Annotated in this window: 21 protein-coding genes; 6 read left to right on the plus strand and 15 right to left on the minus strand. The window is 67.7% G+C overall.

Features of this window, described 5'->3' with window-relative positions; genetic code table 11:
* Positions 1 to 9: 9 nt before the first annotated feature.
* Positions 10 to 654, minus strand: a complete 645-nt coding sequence (locus ACQY8B_RS12885) for a LysE family translocator (RefSeq protein ID WP_422087053.1) — start codon at positions 652 to 654, stop codon at positions 10 to 12.
* A 120-nt stretch (positions 655 to 774) separates the two neighbouring features.
* On the opposite strand from ACQY8B_RS12885, the gene ACQY8B_RS12890 reads away from it, so the two are divergent.
* The gene (locus ACQY8B_RS12890) at positions 775 to 1,080 is read left to right on the plus strand and encodes an NIPSNAP family protein (protein WP_422087054.1); all 306 of its coding nucleotides are present in this window, start codon (positions 775 to 777) and stop codon (positions 1,078 to 1,080) included.
* Between the two features lie 4 nt (positions 1,081 to 1,084).
* Here the strand turns inward: ACQY8B_RS12890 and ACQY8B_RS12895 are convergent, their stop codons facing one another.
* Positions 1,085 to 1,816: an HAD family hydrolase gene (locus tag ACQY8B_RS12895; protein ID WP_422087055.1), complete on the minus strand. Its 732-nt coding sequence runs from the start codon at positions 1,814 to 1,816 to the stop codon at positions 1,085 to 1,087.
* A gap of 15 nt (positions 1,817 to 1,831) precedes the next feature.
* Here ACQY8B_RS12895 and hemH point away from each other — a divergent pair, with 15 nt between their 5' ends.
* Complete coding sequence (gene hemH, locus ACQY8B_RS12900) at positions 1,832 to 2,863, plus strand: ferrochelatase (RefSeq protein WP_422087056.1); 1,032 nt, start codon at positions 1,832 to 1,834, stop codon at positions 2,861 to 2,863.
* Between the two features lie 7 nt (positions 2,864 to 2,870).
* Here the strand turns inward: hemH and ACQY8B_RS12905 are convergent, their stop codons facing one another.
* The 13 genes from ACQY8B_RS12905 to ACQY8B_RS12965 all read right to left on the minus strand — a co-directional run bounded on the left by ACQY8B_RS12905 (position 2,871) and on the right by ACQY8B_RS12965 (position 15,025).
* Positions 2,871 to 3,434: a thioredoxin family protein gene (locus ACQY8B_RS12905; RefSeq protein ID WP_422089046.1), complete on the minus strand. Its 564-nt coding sequence runs from the start codon at positions 3,432 to 3,434 to the stop codon at positions 2,871 to 2,873.
* A 159-nt stretch (positions 3,435 to 3,593) separates the two neighbouring features.
* Positions 3,594 to 4,100, minus strand: coding sequence for a DUF1993 domain-containing protein (locus ACQY8B_RS12910; protein WP_422087057.1), 507 nt, complete (start codon positions 4,098 to 4,100; stop codon positions 3,594 to 3,596).
* Between the two features lie 54 nt (positions 4,101 to 4,154).
* Positions 4,155 to 5,045: an alpha/beta fold hydrolase gene (locus ACQY8B_RS12915; protein WP_422087058.1), complete on the minus strand. Its 891-nt coding sequence runs from the start codon at positions 5,043 to 5,045 to the stop codon at positions 4,155 to 4,157.
* The gene (locus tag ACQY8B_RS12920; protein WP_422087059.1) at positions 5,042 to 6,109 is read right to left on the minus strand and encodes a branched-chain amino acid ABC transporter permease; all 1,068 of its coding nucleotides are present in this window, start codon (positions 6,107 to 6,109) and stop codon (positions 5,042 to 5,044) included. Before ACQY8B_RS12920 ends, ACQY8B_RS12915 begins: the two co-directional genes overlap by 4 nt.
* A 16-nt stretch (positions 6,110 to 6,125) precedes the next feature.
* Positions 6,126 to 7,106: a branched-chain amino acid ABC transporter permease gene (locus ACQY8B_RS12925; RefSeq protein ID WP_422087060.1), complete on the minus strand. Its 981-nt coding sequence runs from the start codon at positions 7,104 to 7,106 to the stop codon at positions 6,126 to 6,128.
* Complete coding sequence (locus ACQY8B_RS12930; protein WP_422087061.1) at positions 7,103 to 7,831, minus strand: ABC transporter ATP-binding protein; 729 nt, start codon at positions 7,829 to 7,831, stop codon at positions 7,103 to 7,105. The genes ACQY8B_RS12925 and ACQY8B_RS12930 overlap by 4 nt, the downstream gene beginning before the upstream one ends.
* Entirely contained in the window at positions 7,828 to 8,592 is a 765-nt protein-coding gene (locus tag ACQY8B_RS12935) for an ABC transporter ATP-binding protein (protein WP_422087062.1), read from the minus strand. Before ACQY8B_RS12935 ends, ACQY8B_RS12930 begins: the two co-directional genes overlap by 4 nt.
* Before the next feature lie 44 nt (positions 8,593 to 8,636).
* Positions 8,637 to 10,091, minus strand: a complete 1,455-nt coding sequence (locus ACQY8B_RS12940) for an extracellular catalytic domain type 2 short-chain-length polyhydroxyalkanoate depolymerase (RefSeq protein ID WP_422087063.1) — start codon at positions 10,089 to 10,091, stop codon at positions 8,637 to 8,639.
* 245 nt (positions 10,092 to 10,336) lie between these two features.
* Positions 10,337 to 11,524 (minus strand): substrate-binding domain-containing protein, encoded by a 1,188-nt coding sequence (locus ACQY8B_RS12945; RefSeq protein WP_422087064.1) that lies wholly within the window; start codon positions 11,522 to 11,524, stop codon positions 10,337 to 10,339.
* 145 nt (positions 11,525 to 11,669) lie between these two features.
* On the minus strand, positions 11,670 to 11,945 hold the full coding sequence (locus tag ACQY8B_RS12950; protein ID WP_422087065.1) for a hypothetical protein: 276 nt from the start codon (positions 11,943 to 11,945) through the stop codon (positions 11,670 to 11,672).
* A complete protein-coding gene (locus ACQY8B_RS12955) occupies positions 11,942 to 12,280 on the minus strand; it encodes a hypothetical protein (protein ID WP_422087066.1) in 339 nt (112 codons plus the stop codon). Before ACQY8B_RS12955 ends, ACQY8B_RS12950 begins: the two co-directional genes overlap by 4 nt.
* Before the next feature lie 47 nt (positions 12,281 to 12,327).
* Complete coding sequence (locus ACQY8B_RS12960) at positions 12,328 to 13,449, minus strand: DUF4272 domain-containing protein (protein WP_422087067.1); 1,122 nt, start codon at positions 13,447 to 13,449, stop codon at positions 12,328 to 12,330.
* 52 nt (positions 13,450 to 13,501) lie between these two features.
* On the minus strand, positions 13,502 to 15,025 hold the full coding sequence (locus tag ACQY8B_RS12965; protein ID WP_422087068.1) for a sigma-54 interaction domain-containing protein: 1,524 nt from the start codon (positions 15,023 to 15,025) through the stop codon (positions 13,502 to 13,504).
* Between the two features lie 144 nt (positions 15,026 to 15,169).
* Here ACQY8B_RS12965 and ACQY8B_RS12970 point away from each other — a divergent pair, with 144 nt between their 5' ends.
* From ACQY8B_RS12970 to ACQY8B_RS12985, 4 genes are read left to right on the plus strand one after another with little or no spacing between them, the layout of a single operon-like run.
* On the plus strand, positions 15,170 to 15,865 hold the full coding sequence (locus ACQY8B_RS12970) for a TetR/AcrR family transcriptional regulator (protein ID WP_422087069.1): 696 nt from the start codon (positions 15,170 to 15,172) through the stop codon (positions 15,863 to 15,865).
* Positions 15,862 to 17,385 carry an efflux transporter outer membrane subunit gene (locus ACQY8B_RS12975; RefSeq protein WP_422087070.1) on the plus strand — a complete coding sequence of 508 codons (1,524 nt, stop codon included), beginning with the start codon at positions 15,862 to 15,864 and terminating at the stop codon, positions 17,383 to 17,385. The genes ACQY8B_RS12970 and ACQY8B_RS12975 overlap by 4 nt, the downstream gene beginning before the upstream one ends.
* A complete protein-coding gene (locus ACQY8B_RS12980; RefSeq protein WP_422087071.1) occupies positions 17,382 to 18,524 on the plus strand; it encodes an efflux RND transporter periplasmic adaptor subunit in 1,143 nt (380 codons plus the stop codon). Before ACQY8B_RS12975 ends, ACQY8B_RS12980 begins: the two co-directional genes overlap by 4 nt.
* A gap of 21 nt (positions 18,525 to 18,545) precedes the next feature.
* Positions 18,546 to 21,662 (plus strand): efflux RND transporter permease subunit, encoded by a 3,117-nt coding sequence (locus tag ACQY8B_RS12985; RefSeq protein WP_422087072.1) that lies wholly within the window; start codon positions 18,546 to 18,548, stop codon positions 21,660 to 21,662.
* Positions 21,663 to 21,688: the final 26 nt, after the last annotated feature.

Below are 21,688 nucleotides of genomic sequence, written 5' to 3' on the forward strand. Positions count from 1 at the left end.
GGAAGAAGCTCAGGCCGCCGTCTTGTTGCGCAGCCTCAGCAGGCTCAGGCCCAGCAGCACGAAGGCCCCGCCCGACACCTTGTTGAACAGCCGCGTGCGGCGCGGGTCCGAGAGCTGCTTTCGCAGCAGGCGCGCCAGCAGCACGTAGAACGCATGCGACAGCACCGACGCGGTCGCGAAGGTGGTCGTCAACACCGCAAACTGCATGGCCAGCGGCGCGTCCTGCGTGAGGAACTGAGGGAACAGCGCGGAGAAGAAAAGAATGCCCTTCGGGTTGGTGAGCGCCACCGTCAGGCCGTTGCCGAACAGGCGCAGGCTCGAACGCGGCACGGCGCCGGCCGGCGCGCCCTGCAGGTCGGCAAAAACGCTGCCCTGGCTGCGCCACTGCTTGATGCCCAGGTAGACCAGGTAGGCCGCGCCGGCCACCTTCAGCAGCATGAAGGCATGGGCCGAGGTCGAGAGCACCACGCCCAGCCCGGCCATCGCCGCGGCCGACACCATGAACAGCCCTGTCGCATTGCCGAGCGAGCTGATCATCGCGCGTCGCGGGCCGACGCTCATCGAATTCGAGACCGCGAGCAACACCGCGGGTCCGGGCGTGAAGGCGACGAGCAGCGTGACGCCGCAGAAGACGAGCCAGTTCGAGAAATGCACTTTTGGGTTCCTGCCCGGCGCGTGGCCGCAAGAAGTTGAGGACGACGGGAAACTATAGTCAGCCCCGCGAATCGGCGCAGACGCCGCGCCAATATCCCCTCACTTCCCGGAACCCAACCCATGGTCACCTGCTACCTGCGCTACATCGTCGACGCCTACAAGCTCAAGGAGTTCGAGCACTACGGCAAGCTCTGGATCCCGCTGGTCGAGAAGTTCGGTGGCCAGCACCACGGCTACTTCCTGCCTTCGGAAGGCACGAACAACGTGGCGCTGGCGATGTTCACCTTCCCGAGCCTGGCCGCCTACGAAAAGTACCGCGCCGAATCGATGCAGGACCCGGAATGCCAGGCCGCCTTCAAGTACGCGGAAGAAACCCGCTGCATCATCAGCTACGAGCGCAGCTTCTTCCGCCCGGTATTCAAGTAAACCCTCAGGCGCCGAGCGCCACGCACAGCGCGTGCAGGTTCGGCACGATCAGCTGCGGCCGGGCGCCATGCACCCAGGGCCGCTCGTCGCGCACCAGCCATGCAGCCTGCATGCCGACATTGAGCGCGCCGACCACGTCTAGTTCGGCGTCGTCGCCCACGTGAAGCACGTCCTTGGGCAGGAAGCCGACCGATGCCGCGGCGGCGCGGAAGATCGGCGCATGCGGCTTGCCGCTGCCGAAGGCCCGCGCATTGAAGGCGGTGCGAAACCACCGGCCGACGCCGGTCTTGTGGATGTCGGCGTTGCCGTTCGAGATGGCCACCAGCGGGTAGCGTTCGCTGAGCCATTTGAGTGCGGGCAGCGCGTCGTCGTACAGCGTCACGCGCTGGCGCTCTTCGAAGAATGCCTCGAAGGCCGGGTCGGCCAGCGCCGGGTCTTCGCCCGAGCGCTTGAGCGCGGTGCGGATCGACTCCCGGCGCAGCGCGCTCAGGTCGTGCGCGAGGTCTGAACGCTCCTTGGCGGTGGCTTCGCGCAGTTCGCGAAGAATGCCGGGCGTCAGCAGCAGCGAGGCCGTCTTGGGCGCCTCGCGCAGCAGCCATTCCTGAAGCACGCCCTCGGCGCGCTCGATGGTCGGCCAGATCGGCCACAGCGTGTCGTCGAGGTCGAGCGAGATCGCGGAAATACGTTGGAGGTCGAGGGGTTCGGCGCCCGCAGGCGCCGTCGAAGCGGAGGTCATGCCTGAGAATATCGCATGCCTCCACATCCCGAGAACGCCCAGCCGGGCACCCCGCGCACCGCCGTGCTCTGGTGCAACCTGGGCTCGCCCGACGCACCCACCGCCGCCGCCGTGCGCCCCTACCTCGCAGACTTCCTGGGCGACCCGCGCGTGGTCGAGATTCCCAGGGCGATCTGGGCGCTGATCCTGCACGGCATCATCCTGCGCGTCCGCCCCGCCAAGTCGGCCGCCAAGTACGCGAGCATCTGGACGCCCGAAGGCTCGCCGCTGAAGGTGTTCACCCAGAAGCAGGCCACCCTGCTGGCCGGCTGGCTGGGCGAACGCGGCCACCGCGTGACGGTGCGCGATGCGATGCGCTACGCCAACCCGTCGATCGCCTCGCGCCTGGACGCGCTGCAGGCCGAGGGCGTCACCCGCGTGCTCGTGCTGCAGGCCTACCCGCAGTATTCGGCCACCACCACGGCCAGCGTGATCGACGCGGTGAACGACTGGAGCCGCAAGCAGCGCCGCCTGCCGGAGTTCCGCTTCGTCAATGACTTCCACGACGACCCGGCCTACATCGAGGCGCTCGCGCAAGGCATCGAGAAACACTGGAAGACCGAAGGCCGCGGCGAAGTGCTGCTGATGAGTTTCCACGGCATTCCCGCGCGCAACATCGCGCTCGGCGATCCGTACCAGTCGCAGTGCCTCGAAACCGCACGCCTGCTGGCCGCGCGGCTGGGGCTCTCGGCGGCGCAGCACCGCGTCACCTTCCAGTCGCGCTTCGGCCGTGCCAAGTGGCTCGAGCCCTACACCGAACCCACGCTGCGCGAACTCGGCGCCTCCGGCATCCGGCGCGTCGACGTGGTGTGCCCCGGCTTCCCCGCCGACTGCCTCGAGACGCTCGAGGAAATCGCCATGGAAGGCCGCGAGGCCTTCCTGCATGCCGGTGGCAAGAACTTCAGCTACATCCCCTGTCTCAACGACAGCCCGGCATGGATCACCGCGCTCGCGGGCATTGCCGAACGCAACCTGGCAGGCTGGCCCACGCAGTCGACCGCGCGCTGAAGCGACCTCAGCCCGCCGACCTGCGCGCCAGCAGCACCTGGATCGCGGCTTCCATCTCGGCGTACTCGCCCTCGCCGAAGTGCTGCCGCATCACCTGGCCCTTGCTGTCGACCAGGTAGAACGCCGGCCAGTACTGGTTGTCGTAGGCCTTCCAGGTGGCAAAGGCGTTGTCCTGCGCCACCGGATAGCGGATGTTGAAGCGCCGGATCGCGTCTTCCACGTTGCGCGTGAGCTTCTCGTAGGCGAACTCCGGCGAGTGCACGCCCACCACCACGAAGCCCTGGTCCTTGTACTTCTCGTACCAGCTCACCACATGCGGCAGCGTGCGGATGCAGTTGATGCACGAGTAGGTCCAGAAGTCGACCAGCACGACCTGCCCGGCCAGCCCCTTCAGCGTGAGCGGCTCCGAGTTGAGCCACTTCTCGATGCCCGTGAACTCGGGTGCCTTGCCGTACTCGCGCAGGCCTGGCGCCGCGGCAAAGGCACTTCGCGCCGGCCATCCGCCACCGGCAGCCGCAGCCAGGGCGGACGCCCCCACGGCGAGCCCCGAGAAAGCTCTCCTGGAAAGCATGTTCTTCATGATCGCAACCCCGTTCCTTGTGTCAGACCGACAGCGGTCAGGCGCGATTGTTTGCGGCGCACCCCGGGCGTGCGCATGTGTCACGGCAATTTGAACTTTGTCCCGGCGGCGTGAAGGCCCGGCCCCGGCGGCCCGGCGGCCCCGGGCGCCTCAGAACTTGCCGAGGTAGTCCATCTTGCCGATCGGGATGCCCTTGTGGCGCAGCACGTCGTACGCCGTGGTCACATGGAAGAAGAAATTGGGCAGCGCGAACTGCAGCAGGTAGCGCTGCGCGGTGAAATGCGCCTCGCCTTCGCGCGCCTTGATGGTCACGGGGCGCTCTTCCTGGCCGTCGATCAGCGCGCGGTCCACGCTTGCGAGGAAGTCCTGCGTCTTCGCGACGCGGGCGAGCAGGTCGTCCCAGGTCTTTTCCTCGTCGGGAAAGCTCGGCGCGGTAATGCCGGCGATGCGGGCCGTGCCCAGCTTCGAGGCATCGCTGGCGCGCTGGATCTGTCCGGTCAGTGTGAGCATGTCGGGCGCCAGGCGCGCCTCGACCAGCGTGGCCGGGTCGATGCCGTTGGCCTTGGCGTGCGCCAGGCTCTTGTCGAGCAGATGGGTGAGTTGGCCGAGTCCGCGTGCGAAGACGGGCACGGACAGGTCGTACAGCGAGAGCGCCATGATGTTCGAGGCCTTTGTGGTTGAAGCGGCGGCGATTGTGCTGCCGCCGCGGCTTCAACGACCGGCCGCCCGGATAAACCCTTCGATCGGCTCCAGTTGTTCCGGTACGTTGAGCGCGGGCGCGTGACCACAGGCAGGCACTTCGATCACCTGCAGCCGGCCGGCCGCGCCGGGACCACGCAGGCGCATCTGCTCGACCACGTCGGGCAGCACCAGGTCGGACTCCACGCCGCGCAGGCACAGCACCGGCACCTCGATAGCGTCGTAATGCGGCCAGATCAGGTAGTCGTTGTCGTGCGCGCTGAACTGCCGGACCATGGCCGGGTCGTAGTGCGGCGTGACGCGGCCGTCGGCCAGACGGCGCGTGGAGCTTTCGGTCAAACGGCGCCATTGCGCGTCGCTGAGCCAGCCGTAGGGCTTGTAGACGGTGCGGAAGAAGGCCTCCAGCTCGGCCACGGTGTCGAACGCGGGCGGCTGGCCCGCGTAGGCGCGGATGCGCTCGATGGCGGGCTGGGCCAGTTCAGGCGCGTTGTCGTTGAGCACCAGGCTTGCGATGCGCGCCTTCATGCGCGGTTCGAACAACCCCGACGCACAGACCGTGCCGATGGCACCGCCCATCGATGTGCCGACCCAGTGCACGCGCCCCAGCCGCAGTTCGTCGCACAGCGCATTGGCGATGCGTGCATAGAACGACAGCTTGTATTCCTCGTCGGGCAGCGGGCTCCACTGGCTCAGGCCGCGGCCGATGGTGTCGGGGCAGATCACGCGGAAGCCGCGCGAGGCGAAGTGCTGCGCCAGTTCGTCCATGTCGCGGCCGGTGCGCGCCAGGCCGTGCCATGCAATGACCACGGGTGCGTCTTCGGCGCCCCACTCAAGCCAATGGATCTCGCGGCCCGCGAGCTGCGCATAGCGCGAGAGTGGAATCTGATTGTTGTTGTCGCTCATCGCGCAGCCCTTGCTCGCAGTTTGCCGACGATGCCGGTGGGAAAGTAATAGACGGACAGCACGAACAGCACGCCGAGCCACAGCAGCCAGCGGTCGGGCGACAGCAGCGCGGCAAGCCAAGGCAGGCCGCTCGCGGCCTCGTTGGCGACGCGCAGCAGGTCCTGCAGGTAGCTCTGTGCAATGACGAACAGCACCGCGCCGATGGCCGCGCCGTAGATGGTGCCCATGCCGCCGATCACCACGATGAGCAGCACGTCGATCATGATTTCGAAGCTCAGCGAGGTGTCGGGCCCGTTGTAGCGCAGCCAGATCGCCAGCATCGCGCCGGCAAGCGTGGCGAACAGCGCCGACAGCACGGCGGCCGTGGTGCGGTACACGACCACGCGGTAACCGATGGCCTCGGCACGGAACTCGTTCTCGCGGATGGCCTGCAGCACGCGGCCGAACGGCGAATTCACGATACGCAGCAGCGCGAGCACCAGCACCACCGCCGCAACGAACAGCATGTAGTAGCACAGCAGGCGCCCGTCGAGCGAAACGCCGAGGAAAGGCTCCTCGGAGAACTCGAAGCTCGGCGAGATCAGCTCCGGCAGCTTGAAGGTCAGGCCGTCTTCGCCGCCGGTGAAATCCGACAGCTGCGAGGCCAGCGTCTGGAACGCCGAGGCCACGGCCAGAGTGATCATCGCGAAGAAGATCGCGCGCACCCGCAGCGAGAACAGGCCGATGGCGAACGACAGCACCAGCGAGATCGCCAGCGAGGCCCCCAGCCCCACCAGCACCGCGCCCCAGTTGGGCCCGAGCCGCGAGGCCGAGATGGCGATGCCGTAGGCACCGATGCCGAAGAACATCGTGTGCGCGAAGCTCACGATGCCGGTGTAACCCAGCAGCAAGTCGAAGCTGGCCACCAGCACCACGAACACCAGGATCTTGGCCGCGACGCTGAGCGCCTTGACGCCCGGGAAGATGAAAGGCGCAAACGCAAGCGCAAGGAACAGCACCACCAGCAGCAGCGCCAGCAGGCGGCTGCGCGGCATGTCGTTGGAGAGAAGTCGTTTCAGGAACATGACGGCTTTCTCCTTCTCAGCGGTTCGCCACGGGGTACACACCCTGCGGGCGCCACAGCAGCACGGCAACCATCAGGAAGATGCTCGCGAACTGCGTGAGCGTCGGCAGCAGGAAGCCGATGTAGTTGGTCATCAGCCCCACCAGCAGCGCGCCGATGAGCGCACCGCCCGTCGAGCCCAGCCCGCCGATGATGATGACGATGAAGATCAGCACGTTGACCTGCGCGCCCATCTGCGGCACCAGGTTCTGCTGGAACAGACCCCACATCACGCCGCCCAGGCCGGCCAGCGCGCTGCCCACCACGAACACGCCGACGAAAAGGCGCCCGATGCGGTAGCCCAGCGACTCGACCATCTCGCGGTCTTGCACGCCGGCACGGATGAGCAGGCCGATCTTGGTGCGGCCCAGCGTCCATGCGAGCACGCCGAACACCACCACGCCCACGGCCACCGCGAGCAGCCGGTACTTGCTGATGGCCGCGTCGCCAACCAGCAGCGAGCCGCGCAGGGCCTCGGGCAGCGGCAGCGGAACCTGCGCCGGTCCCCAGATCACCTTGATGAGTTCCTCGCCGATGATCATGCCGCCCATCGTGATGAGGATCTGCTTCAGATGCTGGCCGTAGACCGGCCGCACGATGAAGCGCTCGAACGCCAGCCCCACCGCGCCGGCCACGAGCATCGCGACCAGCATGGCCGGGAACACCGCCAGCAGGTTGCGCCACAGCTCGCCGGAGCCGGTCCAGTCGCCCATCAGGCCGAGCACGCTGCTCGCCACGAAGGCGCCCAGCGCAATGAACACGCCGTGGCCGAAGTTCAGCACGTCCATCAGGCCGAACACCAGCGTGAGGCCCGAGGCGATGATGAAGATGATCATGCCCATCGCCAGCCCCGCCACGGTGAGCGTGAGCCAGGTGGAGAAAGAGCCGGTCAGCGGCAGCGCGACGAGCGCCAGCACCGGGGCCAGCAGCAGCGGCTTCCAGTCGAAGTCGAGTTTCATAGAGCCAGTCCGAGCAGCGATTGCTGCAGTTGCGCGTCGGCGGAGAAGTCCGCCATCGAGCCGGCGTGCACCACGCGGCCGTTATCCATCACAGCGACGGTGTCGCCCAGTCGCTGCGCGAAGTTGATGTTCTGCTCCACCAGCAGAATGGTCACGCCGCTGCGCTTGAGCTCGGCGAAGGCGTCGATCATGTTGTTGATCATCACGGGCGCCAGGCCCTTGCTGGGCTCGTCGATGATGAGCAGCTCGCGCGGCTCCACGATGGCGCGCGACACGGCCAGCATCTGTTTCTGTCCACCCGAGAGCTTGCCCGCCGGGTGGCTCCAGAATTTCTCGACCGCGGGGAAGAGCTTGAAGATCCACTTCAGGCGCGTGTCGTCGATCTGCTGCGCGTTCTTGGCGCCGCGCGCGGCGAGCAGCATGTTCTCCTTCACGGTGAGGTCGGAGAAGATGCCCATGTTCTCCGGCACGTAGGCAATGCCCAGGCCGGCGATCTGCGGCGTGTGCTGGGCGGTGATTTCCTTGTCACCGAAGCGCACCCTGCCCTGCGACGCATGCCACAGGCCCATGATGGTTCGCAGCGTGGTCGTCTTGCCCGCGCCGTTGCGGCCCAGCAGCATGGTGAGCTGGCCGCGCGGCACCGCGAGGTCCACGCCGTGCAGGATGTGATACGCCCCGATGTGCGTGTGCACGCCCTCCAGGCTCAACAGGTTCTGTGTGCTCATGCAGCCTCCTTCGAAACGCCCAGGTAGGCCTCCTGCACCACCGGCGAGGCGATCACCTCCGCCGGTTCGCCGTCGGCCACCAGCGTGCCGTTGTGCAGCACGATGATGCGGTCGGCCAGCTCGCGCACCACGTCCATCTTGTGTTCGACCAGCAGGATGGTCTTGGTCTTGTCCTGCTTGAGCTTGCGGATCAGGTCGAGGATGACGGGCGCCTCGGCCGCGTTCATGCCGGCCGTGGGCTCGTCGAACATGAAGACCTTGGGCTCCAGCGCCATCAGCAATGCCACTTCGAGCTTGCGCTGGTCGCCGTGCGGCAGGCTCGCCACCGTCGCGTGCTCGCGCGATTTCAGCGCCACGTCGGCCAGGATCTGGTCGGCGCGCTCCGTCAGCGCCTTGTGGTCGCTCCAGATGCTCCACAGGTTCAGGCCGCGTCGGTGCGCCCCCTCGCGCGTGGCCTGCACCGCCAGGCGCACGTTCTCCAGCACGGTGAGGTTCGGGAACAGGTTGGTGAGCTGGAAAGCCCGCCCCAGCCCGGCGTGCGTGCGCGCGGACGGTGACAGGCCCGACAGCGGCTGCCCGTCGAGCGACACCGTGCCGGCGCTCGCCTTGAGCTGGCCCGAGATCAGATTGAAGTAAGTGGTCTTGCCCGCGCCGTTGGGGCCCACGATGGCCGTCAGCGTGCCCGGCGCGAAAGCGCAGCTCACACTGTTGACGGCCACGTGCCCACCGAAGCGGATGGTCAGATCTCGGGTCTCAAGCATCGTTGGTCATTGCAAGTCAGGAGTCGAAAGATTGCACGGCCGCCTCAGCAGCTGCCGATCACGTAGTAGTTGGGGCCGGTCTGCTTCAGCGTGGTGGTCGCGTAGATGTTCCACAGCCCCATGGACTGGTTCGAGCCGTAGGCATAGGTCAGCCCGTACAAGGCATAGGCGCGTCCGGCGATGGTATGCGTGTAGTTGCTCGCGGTGTAGCAGGTGCCCGTGCCGCCGCCGCTGCCCGCGGTCGTGGCACCGGTGGCCGCCGTCGACATGGCGCCTTCGACATTGCTCGCATTCAGCGCGGCCACGGTCCAGCTGTAGCTGGTCGACGCGGCCAGGCCGCTGTCGGTGTAGCTGGTGGCAGTCACCGGAGCGGCATTGACCTTGCTGCCGCCGCGGTACACGTTGTAGCCGCTGGCACCGCTCACGGCGTTCCAGCCGATCACCATGCTGCTGCTGGTCGCGCCCGAGGTGCCCACCCCGGTGGGCGCGGGCAGTCCGCTGCCGCCGCCGGAGCTGGTCACGCGGTCGATCATGGCCTTGAACGCCGCCATCTGCGGGCCCGACTTCTTCGCGTAGTTGGCGCTGTCGTAGCCCCACCAGTCCCAGCAGCTGTTGGTGGCCGCGGTGCTGGTCTGCGGATAGATCAGCACGATGTTGTTGGTGTCGGCCCAGCGGTTGTAGCCGGTCTTGCGCACGTACTGGTCGCTCACGTCCGAGTAGTTCTGCTTGCAGCCATGCAGCACCAGGTGCACGCGGCACGAGGTGGTGGTGCAGGCCTGCGGCACGTAGATCCAGCCGGTCGCGGCCATGCCGTGGCCGGAGACGAACTCCGACTGGTTGAACTCGGTGAAGGTGCCGCCCAGCGTGCCGTTGTTGCGCGGGTTCAGCGGTCCGTAGATCTGCGTGAGGATCTCGCCCGCCAGGTCGAAGCCGCAGTTGTTGATGTATGGCGCTGCGGTCGTGCTGCAGGCGCTGCCGTAGTCGTCGGTGACCATCGCGTGGCCGGCGCCGATGTTGTTCTTGTAGACGATGTTGGCCGCGGGCACGAAGCTCTGGTAGTAGGTCTTCAGGTCGTCCATCACCGCCTGCTTGACGGTGTTGTCGGAGGTGCCCGAGAACATGTACACCTTGGAGGCGCTCAGGTTCGACACCGGGTCGATCGCACCGCTGGCGGCCCAGCTGTTGGTGGTGCTCACCAGCGACGACACCGGGATGCTGGTGCTGTGCGTCATGCACCGGCCGGTGGCGTTGAGCACCGAGCCTTCGGCGCAATAGAACGGCCCGCCGGCCACCACGCCGGCGCCGCGCTTGAAGGTGGCCGAATAGGCCACGTGCAACTGCACCGCCGCAAAGCCGCCGGCCGACAGGCCGGACACGCTCACCTCCGCCGGGTTGGCCCCGAGCGACGGCAGCGGCACCGCCCCCGTCGCGGCGTGCGCCGCCACCGCCATCGCCGCAGCCGCGGCAAGTCCCTTCCAGTTCAATCGTATCGCTGGCATCGCTGTCTCCTTCTGTTGTGGTTTGTCGAACGCTTGCTTGCTCACGAATCGGCCGTGGATCGCGCCGGCCCGCACTCCATCAGGAAAAAAAGGGCGCAGGCTGTCGCTTCGCCCGGCGGCCATCCGGGGCGAAAGAAAGAACATTCAAGGAACACCGCGGAACCGGCTTTGCCGGGCCGCTGGTGTTGCCCCCGGCAGGGGGTTGGCGCAGCGACACGAAGTGCGCGCAGCCCGGGGGCGAGCTCTTATCTCTTGTTCTTGATCGGGATGTTCATTTCTTCGGGCTTGATCTCGTGCACCAGCTCCGGCACGCCCCAGGCGAACGCCGGGTCGACCTTGATCTTGAAGTGGTACATCGACTGCATCGCCTGGTGGTCTTCCTTGCGGAAGGTCATCTTGCCCTTGGGCGTGTCGAAGCTCATGCCTTCCATGGTGCTGATGAGCTTGTTGGTGTTGGTGTCGCCGCCCGTCTTCTTGAGCGCCGTCACCACCGCCATCGCGGCCGAGAAGCCGCCGGCCGTGAAGAAGTCCGGCGGCGTCTTGAATTCCTTGTAGTGGGCCGACACCATCGCGTCGTTCACCGGGTTCTTCGGAATTCCGAAGTAGTAGTACGCCGCGCCTTCCATGCCCGGCAGCGCCTTGTAGGCGGCCATGGCCGGCAGGATGTTGCCGCCGGTGGCGATCTCGATGCCGTAGCGCTTGAGGTCGAGGTCGACGATCTTGAACGGGTTGCCCGCGCCGGCCCAGACGATCCAGATGATCTTGCGGCCCGGCTGGTCCTTCAGCTTGTCGATCAGGCGCTGCGCGCCGGCGGTGAAGTCGGTGGTGGCGGGCGGCAGGTACTCTTCATGGACCAGCTTGGCCTTCTTGAGCGCGGAGCCGAAGGCCTTCACGCCGTCGCGGCCGAAGGCGTTGTCCTGTGCCAGCGTGGCCACGGTCACTCCGGGCTTGTCGACTGCCACGGCATTGGAAATGGCGTCCTGGCTCGAATTGCGGCCGGTGCGGAAGATGTACTTGTTCCACTTGTCGCCGGTGATCGAGTCGGCCACGGCGGGCTCGACCAGCAGGATCTTCTTGTATTCCTCGGCCACCGGCAGCATGGCCAGCGCCACGCCCGAAGCGGTCGGGCCGATGGCCAGCGCGGCCTTGTCGTCCGAGTAGGCGGCCGCCAGCAGCGACTTGCCGAGGTCGGGCTTGCCCTGGTCGTCCTTCTCGATGACCACGATCTTCTTGCCGTTGACCATCATCGTGCCTTCGGTGGCGTAGCTCAGGCCCATCATCAGGCCGGTCTGCGTCTGCTTGCCGTAGGCTTCCAGCGCGCCCGTCTTGCTGTAGATGTGGGCGATGCGGATTTCGTTGGACTGGGCCCAGGCTGGAGCGGCGGCTGCGCAAGTGGCAAGCGCGGCCAGGGCGACGAGGTGGCGACGGTTCATTTCTTTGTCTCCTGAAAATGGTGACTGAATATTGCACAGTTCGTGCCATTCTCTAAGCCATTGATAACAAACGTTTCTTCATTCGGGAGGAACGCCATCCGGCTGAATTCAGAACACTGTCTCTGCCTTTTTTTCAGACAACTGTCTATTTATCGTTCAGGGTTTTCGCGGAGGCCTGACGCTCGGCGATCCATTGCCTGAACTGGCGCTCCGCCTGCATGCGGAACTCGTTGCGCGCATGGTTGCACGCCGCATGCGCAAGCCGCCGGTGCTTTGGCGAACGCACGCCGCCGAAGGTCGAGTCGACGAGGTGCTCGATGGTGGCGGATTCAGGCCGGCCGAAGGGCTCGCTGAAGTCCATCGGAAGGCCGCACCAGTGGCAGTTGGGGCCGAAGGTGGCGCGCAGGGCCTGGACGCTCACAGGCTTGCGAACTCCAGGATTTCCTGGCCCATCAACGTGCAGTCCTTGCCCGACACGTAGTAGATGAGCCGCATGCGGTAGTTGCCCTTGTAGATCGAGCCCCACACCTCCAGCACCTTGAACTGCTGCTGCTTGTTGGCAGGGTTGCGGATAGGCGGCATTTCCTTGACGGCGGGGTCGATCTGGATGCGGTCGTCCTCGCCGAAGTGGAAGGTCAGCAGCTTCCTGGCGCGGGAGACGGCTTCACTCGCGCATTGGGGCGCAGGCGCCGCGCTGGCGAGGCTGGCTGCAGCGCATGCCGCGACGAGCACAAGGGAACGGATCGATGTCTTCATGAATGCAAAAGCAGAAGGATGGCAGGAGGAAGCGAGATTGTCGGGCGTCATGTGGGCGTGTCGACGTCGTCCCAGTCGCGGTCTTCGAAGCGCACCAGCCAGTTCAGCGCGCGATGCCGCTCCAGCACGACACCGGCGTCTACGCCCGGAGGAGGTGCCTCTTCCTTGAGACGCGCCTGGCGCACGAGCCAGTGCAGCCGGTAGTGCAGGTCCAGCGCATCGAGCAGTTCGCTGTCCGGGCGCACCTTCGCGGCCCGCATCACGCCGTCGACGTCGCCGGCGTTCAGCATCAGGCGCGTGGCCAGCGGCACGTCGCAGATGGCCCCGGGAAACGGCAGTGCATCGACAAGGCCCAAGGCCCATTCGAGCACGAAGAGGCACTCGAAGCGCCAGCCGAACTGCGCCACCGCCGACTCGCCGGGCGTGTCGTCGGAGAGAAAGGCCTGCTCGTCTGGCGACAGGCTCGCCTGCGCGGACGGCAGCCGCCCGAACAGGTCGCTCGCAGACAGCGGCTCGCCGCTCGCGACCGACTCGGCGCGGGCCGATACGGCCAGCAGCGCGAACGCCCTGCCCGCCAGCTCCTGCGGCGTGCGCGGGCGCAACTCGGGCTCCGAAACAAGAGGCGGCAGGTGCTGCGGCACCGGCACGCCGCGCGACGCGAGCAGCGCCTCGGTTCGCGCCTTTCGCTGCCATGCCTCGGCGGGATAGGGAACCGCAGCCTCCCGGTCGGACTCCTCGCCCGCCGCGGACAGCAACACCCGCCCATTGGGGTCGCGAATGCCGCCGTCGGGCAGGAACACGATGGCATTCGCACGCTCCGCCCACGCAGAAAACGCGTCGAGCTGCGACTCGGCGATGGAGAAACTCAAGTGCTGGCGTACCCGCTGGATGTGCCGCATCACGTGATAACGGTTGCGCGACATCTCGCCGTTGCCCCTGCTGAGCACATAGCCCACGAAGCCCGAAAGATGCGCCGCGAGCTCGGGATCGGAAAGATCGCGGCGCGCATGCAGCGTGTGCGGAAAGTCGAGCGCCGGGACGTCGGCACGCGTGCAGTAGGCATTGATCAGCACGCCTTCGCCCTCCTCTGCGTCAGGCGATGCAGTGGATGCGGCCGGCGCGGCGCCCGAGCCGGCCAGCGCCTTCAGTCGCGTCAGCAAACCCTTCATGGAAATCCTCTCCCTTGTCGATCGAAATCCGGCCGCCATCGGCGGCCGCTACTTACTGGTTCGTCATGCGCTCGTACAGCGTGGCCCGCGAAATCCCGAGCAGCCGCGCCGTCGCCAGCTTGTTGCCGCCGGTGGATGCCAGCGCAGCCGCAATCGCCTTGCGCTCCAGTTCGGCCACCTGCTGCGCCAGCGGCCGCAGCAGCGCCGCTTCTTCATCGGCATCGTGCGCGCTCTGCAGGGCTGCCGGCAGCTCGATCTGCTCCAGCCCCGCCTCGCGCAGGATGCGTTCGAGCTGCACGGCGTCGATGCGCTGCGAGTCGCTGCGCATGGTCACCTGCTCCAGCACGTTGCGCAGTTCGCGGATGTTGCCGCGCCAGTGCTGGCCGGCCAGCAGCGCGAGCGCGTCGGGCGTGAGTTCGGGCGGGGCCTCTCCGCTGCGCAGCGCCATGTCTTCGCCCAGCGCCTCGACCAGCGCGGGAATGTCGGCGCGGCGTTCGCGCAGCGGCGGCACGCGCAGCGGCAGCACGTTGAGGCGGTAGTACAAGTCTTCGCGGAACTGGCCGCGGCGCACCAGTTCCGGCAGGTCGCGCGAGGTGGCGGCGATCACGCGGGCATCGAAGGGCACGAGCTTGTTGGAGCCCAGCGGCTCGATCTCGCCTTCCTGCAGTGCGCGCAGCAGCTTGGCCTGCAGGCCCAGCGGCATGTCGCCGATTTCGTCGAGGAACAAACTGCCGCCGTCGGCCAGCTTGAACTTGCCCTCGCGGCCTTTGCGGTCGGCACCGGTGAAGGCGCCGGGCGCGAAGCCGAAGAACTCGGCTTCGAGCAGGGTGTCGGGCACGGCCGCGATGTTGACGCTGACAAACTGCCCCTTCGCCCGCGCGGACGACGCATGAATGGCATGCGCCAGCAGTTCCTTGCCGGTGCCGGTCTCGCCCAGCAGCAGCACCGGGCTGGCCGACTGCGCGGCGCGGCGCGCATGGCGCTTGACCTCCACCGCCGCCGGACTGCTGCCGATGAAACTGGCAAAGGTGTATTTGGAGCGCCGCTGGCCGTCCGCATGGTGGTAGAGCGGGTTGTTGCGCTGGCTGGCCAGTTCGCGCCGCGCATCGTCGAGGTCGCGCTGAAGCAGCGCGAACTTGCTGATGAGCGGCTGCAGCGTGGTCTCGGGCTGGTCGAACAGCACGATGCCGATGGCGCCGATCACCTCGCCCATGCCGCCGTCGGCGCCCTCGCGCTCCTCGCGCAGCGGAATGCGGCTGACCACGAAGGTGCCAGCCTTGTTGGTGAGCAGGTCGATCAGTATCGGTTCGCCGGTCTCGAGCACGCGGCGCATCTGCGTGTTCGGAATCACGTCTTCCACCATGTGGCCCATGAACTGGTCGATGGAAGAGAAACCCAGCGCCGGCAGGAAGCGCCGGTAGCCCTCGTTCACCCACACGATGCGCCCGCCGCGATCGACCAGGAACATGCCCTGGCTGATGCTTGAAAACAAATGAAACATCGAGCGCGCGGCCAGCGCGAGGATTCCCTGCGCATCGAGCGGCAGGGCGGGCGGCAAGGAAGGAGTAACAGGCATGGCGGCATCGTAGCGCGCATCAATCGGCAACAAACCGGGCGCCGTTTCTCTTCAGCAAATACTCATATTCGCGTGTAACGGAAGCTCTTCATGAAGCCTTAAGTTAATCAATCGTTTGATTTCTTGCGTGGTGTAATGCCGGGCATGAACGCGAAAGCCACCACCACCCAGGCTGCGCGCCGCGCGCCGCGCAGCGACGGCGCAGAGGCACGCCACAGGCTGCTGCACACAGCGCTGCGGCTGTTCGCGCAGAAGGGCTTCGCCAAGACCTCCACGCGCGAGATCGCCAAGGAGGCCGGTGCCAACATCTCGGCCATCAGCTACTACTTCGGCGACAAGGAAGGCCTCTATGCGGCCACCTTCAACGAGCCGATGGGCGGCGACTCCAGCGACCTGGTGGCGGCCTGCAAGGTGCCGGGCCGCCCGCTGGAGGAAACGCTGCGCATCTGCATGGTGTCGATGATCGACCCGCTCAAGCAGGGCGAGATCGTGCGCCAATGCATACAGCTTCACATGCGCGAGATGCTCGAACCCACCAGCCGCTGGGCCAAGGAACTCGAGCACGACATCAAGGGCCCGCACCGCGCCATCGCCGAGCTGCTGTGCCGCCACCTGGGCGTGGCGCGGGCCGACGACGACATCCACCGCCTCACCTTCGCGATCACCGGGCTGTCGATGCAGCTCTACGTGAGCCAGGACTTCATCGAGGCCATCCGTCCCTCGCTGCTGCGCACGTCGCGCGGCATCGACACCTGGGCCGACCGCCTGACCGGCTACGCAATGGCGCTGGTCGCGGCCGAGGCGGCACGCCGCCGTGCCGACAGAAAGCCAACCCAATGAGAAGACTCCGACTGATTGCCACCCTGTGCCTGCCGCTGGGCTTCGGCCTCGGCCTCCCGGGCTGCGCGCTGACCCGCCCGCCGGCGCAGGTCGAGGCGCCCACGCCCGCGCAATGGCACGCCCCCCTGCCCCACGGCGGCTCCCTCGCATCGCTGGCCGACTGGTGGCGCCAGCTCGACGATCCGCTGCTGGTCGAGCTGATCGCCGCCGCCGAGGCCGCCAGCCCCAACGTCGCCAGCGCCGCGGCACGCGTGGCCGAGGCACGCTTCACGCGCGTGCAGACCGGCGCGGCGCTGCTGCCGAGCCTGGACGGCACGGCGTCGGCGAGCCGAGGCACCTCCGGCTTCGCGGCCGGAGCGCCTTCGGGCGGATCGGCCTCCAGCAGTAGCAGCAGCCTCGGGGCCACCACCCCCATCACCACGCTGCAGGCCGGCCTGCAGTCGAAGTGGGAGGTCGACCTGTTCGGCCGCCTGCGCGCCGACCGCGACGCCGCCCAGGCCAAGCTGGGCAGCGCCGACGCCAAATGGCACGACGCCCGGGTGTCGGTGGCGGCCGAGACCGCCAACGCCTACTTCGCCGAACGCGCCTGCCAGCAGCAGCTGCGCGTGGCCGAGTCCGACACCCGCTCGCGCGCCGAGACCGCGCGCCTCACCGACCTGTCGATGCGCGCCGGCTTCACCGCGCCGGCCGACGCCGCTCTGGCCCGCGCCAGCGCGGCCGACGCCTCCGGCCGGCTGACGCAGCAGCGCGCCCAGTGCGCGGTGCAGCGCAAGGCGCTGGTCGCGCTCAGCGGCATCGACGAAAGCACGCTCGAGCAGAAGCTCGCGGCCTCCCCGGCGCAGCATGCGCTGCCCGCGGTGGGCAGCATCGCCAGCGTTCCGGCGGAAGCCATTTCGCAGCGGCCTGACGTGTATTCAGCCGAACTCGGCGTGGCATCGGCCAGCGCCGACGTCGGCTCGGCAGAAGCCGAGCGCTATCCCAAGCTCAGCATCTCGGGCTCCATCGGCCGTACGCAGTACCGCGTTGGCGGCCTGCAGCAGTCGCTGGAGAACTGGACCGTGGGCCCCGTGTCGCTGAGCGTGCCGCTGCTGGACGGCGGCTCGCGCAAGGCCAATGCCGACGCGGCCAAGGCGCGCTACGCCGAGGCGGTGTCGATCTATCGCGCCAACGTGCGGCAGGCGGTGCGCGAGGTGGAAGAGGCGCTGGTCAACCTCGACGCCACCAACGGCCGCGCGAACGACGCCGACACCGCGGTGAAGAACTACCAGGCCTCCTTCGACGCCACGCAGGCGCGCTACAGCAGCGGCCTGGCCAGCCTGTTCGAACTCGAAGACTCGCGCCGCACGCTGTTCGCGGCGCAGACCGCGCGCGTCTCGCTGCAGCGCGAGCGCACCGAGGCCTGGGTCGCGCTGTACCGCTCCATGGGCGGCGGCTGGAGCCGCCCCGGACAACCCTCCGAGTCGGCCGAAACATCCTCAATGAACACCACCCCGGCCGCCAAGGTCGCGACGTCGCCATGAAAACAATGAAGCGTTCCACCCTCGTCACCGCGCTGATCGTGCTGGCCGTCGTCATCGCGGCGGTCGTATTCATGACGCGCAAGCCGGCCGACAAGGCCGCGGCCGCCGGCCCTGCGCCCAAACCGACGCTGACCGTCACCGTCGCCGCGCCGGAAGCCACCGAACTCACGCTCACGCTTCCGGCCAACGGCAACGTGGCGGCCTGGCAGGAGGCCGTGGTCGGCTCCGAATCCAACGGGCTCAAGCTCGCCGAAGTGCGGGTGAACGTGGGCGACGTGGTCAAGAAGGGCCAGGTGCTGGCCGTGTTCTCGCCCGAGACGGTGCGCGCCGACATCGCGCAGTCGCGTGCCTCGCTGGCCGAAGCCCGCGCCACCGCCGCCGACGCCGCCGGCAATGCCGCGCGCGCCCGCACGCTGCAGGCCACCGGCGCGCTGAGCCAGCAGCAGATCAACCAGTACCAGACCACCGAGCAGACCGCCAAGGCGCGCGTCGAGGCAGCCGAAGCCGTGCTGGCCGCGCAGGAAGTGCGCGGGCGCAACACGCAGGTGCTGGCACCCGACGATGGCGTGATCTCGGCGCGCACCGCCACGGTCGGCAGCGTAGTGGCCGCCGGCACCGAGCTGTTCCGCCTGATCCGCCAGGGCCGGCTCGAATGGCGTGCCGAAGTCACCTCGGCCGAGCTGAGCCGCATCTCGGTGGGCACCGCCGCCTTCGTGGTCAGCGCCAGCGGCGCGCAGGTGCGCGGCAAGGTGCGCAGCATCGCGCCCACGGTCGATCCGCAGACGCGCGCGGCGCTGGTGTATGTCGACCTGCCCAACGTGCAGCAGAACACCGGCATCAAGGCCGGCATGTTCGCGCGCGGCGACTTCGAGCTCGGCCGCAGCTCTGCGCCCACGGTGCCGCAGAGCGCCATCGTGCCGCGCGACGGCTTCAACAACGTCTTCCTGCTCAAGCCCGACAACCACGTGGCGCAGATGAAGGTGCAGATCGGCCGCCGCCTGAACGACCGCATCGAGATCACCAGCGCGTTGCCCGAAGGCGCGAAGGTGGTGGTGCAAGGCGCCGGCTTCCTCAACGACGGCGACCTGGTTCGCGTGGTCGACGCCCCCGCGGCAGCAGCCCCCGCCGCCGCCAAGTAAGCAGGAACAAAGGACTCGCCCATGAACGTTTCTGCCTGGTCCATACGCAACCCGATTCCGGCGGTGATGCTGTTCGTGCTGCTCACCTTCGGTGGGTTGCTGTCGTTCAACGCCATGAAGGTGCAGAACTTTCCGGACATCGACCTGCCGACCGTGACGGTCTCGGCCTCGTTGCCCGGCGCGGCGCCTTCGCAGCTGGAGACCGACGTCGCGCGCAAGCTCGAAAACTCCATCGCCACTGTGCAAGGCCTCAAGCACATCACAACCAAGGTGCAGGATGGCGCCGCCACGCTGATCGTCGAGTTCCGCCTCGAGAAGCCGGTGCAGGAAGCCGTGGACGACGTGCGCTCCGCCGTGCAGCGCGTGCGCGCCGACCTGCCCGCCGACGTACGCGACCCGGTCGTCACCAAGCTCGACCTGGCGGGCCAGCCGGTGCTGGCCTTCACCATCGCGTCCTCTCAGATGGACAACGAGGCGCTGAGCTGGTACGTGGACAACGACGTCACCAAGCGGCTGCTGGCGCTGCCGGGCGTGGGTGCGGTCAACCGCGTGGGCGGCGCCACGCGGCAGGTGCATGTGGACCTCGACCCGGTCAAGCTGCAGGCGCTCGGCGCTTCGGCGGGCGACATCTCGCGCCAGCTGCGCCAGGTGCAGACCGAGAGCGCGGGCGGCCGCTTCGACCTGGGCGGCAGCGAACAGCCGGTGCGCACCCTGGCCACGGTGAAGTCGGCCGACCAGCTCGCCGGCATGCAGATCGTGCTGACCGACGGCCGCCGCATCCGGCTCGACCAGGTGGCGCGCATCAGCGACACCATCGCCGAGCCGCGCGCGGCCGCGCTGCTCAACGGCAAGCCGGTGGTTGGCTTCGAAGTGGCCCGCAGCCGCGGCGCCAGCGAGGTGGAAGTGGGCCACGCGGTGCAGAAGGCGCTGGCCGACATGCGCGCGCAGCGCCCCGACATCGAGCTGACCGAGGCCTTCAACTTCGTCGACCCGGTGGAAGAGGAATACAACGGCTCGCTGCACCTGCTGTACGAGGGCGCCATCCTGGCGGTGGTGGTGGTGTGGCTGTTCCTGCGCGACTGGCGTGCCACCTTCGTGTCGGCCGTGGCGCTGCCTATGTCGGTGATCCCGGCGTTCATCGGCATGCACCTGCTGGGCTTCTCGGTCAACGTGATCTCGCTGCTGGCGCTGTCGCTGGTGGTGGGCATATTGGTGGACGACGCCATCGTGGAGGTCGAGAACATCGTGCGCCACCTGCGCATGGGCAAGACGCCCTACCAGGCGGCCATGGAGGCGGCCGACGAAATCGGCCTGGCGGTGATCGCCACCACCTTCACGCTGATCGCGGTGTTCCTGCCCACGGCCTTCATGAGCGGCGTTGCGGGCAAGTTCTTCAAGCAGTTCGGATGGACCGCCGCGCTCGCGGTGTTCGCGTCGCTGGTGGTGGCGCGCGTGCTCACGCCGATGATGGCGGCCTACATGCTCAAGCCCGTGGTCACGGCCGAGAAGGAACCCGGCTGGCTGCGCTGGTACATGCGCGCCGTGGAGTGGAGCACGCACAACCGCTTCAAGACGATGGTGCTGGCCACCCTTTTCTTCTTCGGTTCGCTGGCGATGATCCCGCTGCTCAAGACCGGCTTCATTCCGCCGGACGACAACTCGCAGACGCAGGTGTACCTGTCGCTCGCGCCGGGGTCCACGCTCGCGCAGACCACCGCCGCGGCGGAAGAAACCCGCCGCCGCGTGATGCAGATCGCGCACGTGAAGAGCGTCTACACCACGGTGGCCGGCGGCAGCGCGGGCGGCGACCCGTTCGCCAGCTTCGGCACGCCCGAGACGCGCAAGGCCACGCTCACCATCAAGCTCGACCCGCGCGGCGACCGGCCGCGCAAGCAGGTCATAGAGAACCAGATCCGCACCGCGCTCGAAACGCTGCCCGGCGTGCGCAGCACGGTGGGCTTGGGAGGCTCGGGCGAGAAATACATCCTGGCGCTGACCGGCGAAGACCCGGTGGCCCTGGCCAGCGCCGCAAGCGCGGTCGAGAAAGACCTGCGCACCATTCCCGGCCTGGGCAACATCACCTCCACCGCGAGCCTGGTGCGCCCCGAGATCGCGGTGCGCCCCGACTTCGCGCGCGCCGCCGACCTGGGCGTGACCAGTTCCGCCATCGCCGAGACCCTGCGCGTGGCCACGCTGGGCGACTACGACCAGTCGCTCGCCAAGCTCAACCTCGCGCAGCGGCAGGTGCCGATCGTGGTGAAGCTGGAGGACTCCGCGCGGCAGGACATCGACCTGCTCGGCCGCCTCTCGGTGCCCGGCACGCGCGGCCCGGTCATGCTGAACCAGGTGGCCTCGCTCACCATGGAAGGCGGCCCGGCCGTCATCGACCGCTACGACCGCTCGCGCAACGTGAACTTCGAGATCGAACTGTCGGGCGTGGGCCTGGGCGACGCGAAGGCCGCGGTGCAGAAGCTGCCGTCGATCCAGAAGCTGCCGCCGGGCGTGCGCATTGCCGAGGTCGGCGACGCCGAGGTGATGACCGAGCTGTTCGCGAGCTTCGGCCTGGCGATGCTGACGGGCGTGCTGTGCATCTACATCGTGCTGGTGCTGCTGTTCAAGGACTTCCTGCACCCAGTGACCATTCTTTGTGCACTGCCGCTGGCGCTGGGCGGCGCATTCGTGGGGCTGCTGATCGGGCAGAAGGCGCTGTCGATGCCTTCGCTGATCGGTCTCATCATGCTGATGGGCATTGCGACCAAGAACTCGATCCTGCTGGTCGAGTACGCCATCGTGGCACGCCGCGACCACGGCATGAGCCGCTGGGACGCGCTGCGCGACGCCTGCCACAAGCGCGCGCGGCCCATCATCATGACCACGCTCGCCATGGGTGCCGGCATGCTGCCGATCGCGGTCGGCTTCGGCGCCGCGGACTCGAGCTTCCGCTCGCCGATGGCGATGGCGGTGATCGGCGGGCTGATCACCTCGACCGTGCTGAGCCTGCTGGTGGTGCCGGCGGTGTTCACCTACGTGGACGACATCGAGCACTGGATCCGCCGCACGGTGCGCAGGCTGCGCGGGCAGCCGGCGGATCCGCATATCGACGACGACCTGGTCGAGACGCCTGCAGCGGGAAGGTAGAACGCACAGGCAGAAATGAAAGAAGC

The sequence above is a fragment of the Variovorax sp. genome (assembly GCF_965279555.1).
Taxonomy (GTDB): Bacteria; Pseudomonadota; Gammaproteobacteria; order Burkholderiales; family Burkholderiaceae_C; genus Variovorax.

Excerpts from the sequence above, each read along its gene's own strand:
- ACQY8B_RS12890 (WP_422087054.1), top strand. The coding sequence starts at position 775 with ATGGTCACCTGCTACCTGCGCTACATCGTCGACGCCTACAAGCTCAAG.
- ACQY8B_RS12895 (WP_422087055.1), bottom strand. The coding sequence starts at position 1,816 with ATGACCTCCGCTTCGACGGCGCCTGCGGGCGCCGAACCCCTCGACCTC.
- hemH (WP_422087056.1), top strand. The coding sequence starts at position 1,832 with ATGCCTCCACATCCCGAGAACGCCCAGCCGGGCACCCCGCGCACCGCC.
- ACQY8B_RS12905 (WP_422089046.1), bottom strand. The coding sequence starts at position 3,434 with ATGCTTTCCAGGAGAGCTTTCTCGGGGCTCGCCGTGGGGGCGTCCGCC.
- ACQY8B_RS12910 (WP_422087057.1), bottom strand. The coding sequence starts at position 4,100 with ATGGCGCTCTCGCTGTACGACCTGTCCGTGCCCGTCTTCGCACGCGGA.
- ACQY8B_RS12915 (WP_422087058.1), bottom strand. The coding sequence starts at position 5,045 with ATGAGCGACAACAACAATCAGATTCCACTCTCGCGCTATGCGCAGCTC.
- ACQY8B_RS12920 (WP_422087059.1), bottom strand. The coding sequence starts at position 6,109 with ATGTTCCTGAAACGACTTCTCTCCAACGACATGCCGCGCAGCCGCCTG.
- ACQY8B_RS12925 (WP_422087060.1), bottom strand. The coding sequence starts at position 7,106 with ATGAAACTCGACTTCGACTGGAAGCCGCTGCTGCTGGCCCCGGTGCTG.
- ACQY8B_RS12930 (WP_422087061.1), bottom strand. The coding sequence starts at position 7,831 with ATGAGCACACAGAACCTGTTGAGCCTGGAGGGCGTGCACACGCACATC.
- ACQY8B_RS12935 (WP_422087062.1), bottom strand. The coding sequence starts at position 8,592 with ATGCTTGAGACCCGAGATCTGACCATCCGCTTCGGTGGGCACGTGGCC.
- ACQY8B_RS12940 (WP_422087063.1), bottom strand. The coding sequence starts at position 10,091 with ATGCCAGCGATACGATTGAACTGGAAGGGACTTGCCGCGGCTGCGGCG.
- ACQY8B_RS12945 (WP_422087064.1), bottom strand. The coding sequence starts at position 11,524 with ATGAACCGTCGCCACCTCGTCGCCCTGGCCGCGCTTGCCACTTGCGCA.
- ACQY8B_RS12955 (WP_422087066.1), bottom strand. The coding sequence starts at position 12,280 with ATGAAGACATCGATCCGTTCCCTTGTGCTCGTCGCGGCATGCGCTGCA.
- ACQY8B_RS12960 (WP_422087067.1), bottom strand. The coding sequence starts at position 13,449 with ATGAAGGGTTTGCTGACGCGACTGAAGGCGCTGGCCGGCTCGGGCGCC.
- ACQY8B_RS12965 (WP_422087068.1), bottom strand. The coding sequence starts at position 15,025 with ATGCCTGTTACTCCTTCCTTGCCGCCCGCCCTGCCGCTCGATGCGCAG.
- ACQY8B_RS12970 (WP_422087069.1), top strand. The coding sequence starts at position 15,170 with ATGAACGCGAAAGCCACCACCACCCAGGCTGCGCGCCGCGCGCCGCGC.
- ACQY8B_RS12975 (WP_422087070.1), top strand. The coding sequence starts at position 15,862 with ATGAGAAGACTCCGACTGATTGCCACCCTGTGCCTGCCGCTGGGCTTC.
- ACQY8B_RS12980 (WP_422087071.1), top strand. The coding sequence starts at position 17,382 with ATGAAAACAATGAAGCGTTCCACCCTCGTCACCGCGCTGATCGTGCTG.
- ACQY8B_RS12985 (WP_422087072.1), top strand. The coding sequence starts at position 18,546 with ATGAACGTTTCTGCCTGGTCCATACGCAACCCGATTCCGGCGGTGATG.